Origin of the sequence: Paracoccus salipaludis (assembly GCF_002287065.1) — a bacterium.
In the GTDB taxonomy this organism is placed as follows: domain Bacteria; phylum Pseudomonadota; class Alphaproteobacteria; order Rhodobacterales; family Rhodobacteraceae; genus Paracoccus; species Paracoccus salipaludis.
Genome location: NZ_NSJZ01000089.1, coordinates 1 through 716, shown reverse-complemented (window position 1 = coordinate 716; position 716 = coordinate 1). Strand labels below are relative to the sequence as shown.

General features: G+C 64.0%; 1 pseudogene. It reads left to right on the top strand.

Annotation, left to right across the window (positions count from 1 at the left end):
* Positions 1–109: 109 nt before the first annotated feature.
* Positions 110–716: pseudogene (locus tag CK240_RS17700) on the top strand (transposase); the annotation flags it as partial.

Here is a 716-nt window from a genome sequence, read left to right as displayed (position 1 = left end):
CTCTGACCTGCTCCCCGGGACGTCCCTCGGTCTGATGTAGAGTTTGCTTCGCCACGCAGGAGCAGACGACAAGAGGAAAAGCCGCTTCACCGAGGCGCAGATCATCGGGATGATCAAGGAGCAGGGTCAACGCACTGCGTTGACGGCCTGGCAGCTGCGGAGGTCTGTCGGCGCCATGGGCTGAGCCCGGCCACGTGTCTCACAAGCTGAAGGCCAGGTATGGGGGTATGGGCGTGTCCGACGCTCAGAAGCTGAAGGTGCTCGAGGACGAAAATGGCAAACTGAAGTGACTGCTGGCGGACGCGATGCTCGACAACATCGTGCTGAAAGATCTGCCGGGATCGAAGCGATGGGACGGCACTGGTCCGAGGACCATGGCTGAGGCCTGACGACACCGAAAGCGCGGCGGGAGGCGGTGCTCAAGGCAATACGGATCATGACATCTCGCAACGCCGGGCCTGCCTCCTGGTCGGTGTCGTGCCGCAAGCCGGTCTGGCGCGAACGTCCGCCTGACAACCTCGAGATCCGCAAGGCCATGCAGGAGATCGCAGCCGTGCGCCGCAGGTTCGGCTATCGGCGGATCGGTCTGCTGCTGGAGCGCAGGGGCATGCTGATGAACCCCAAGAAGCTTTATCGGCTCTATCGCGAGGAAGGCTCGGCAGTGAAGTGGCGACGGAGCCGGAAGCGCGCCCGCGGCACCCGCACGCCGATACCGG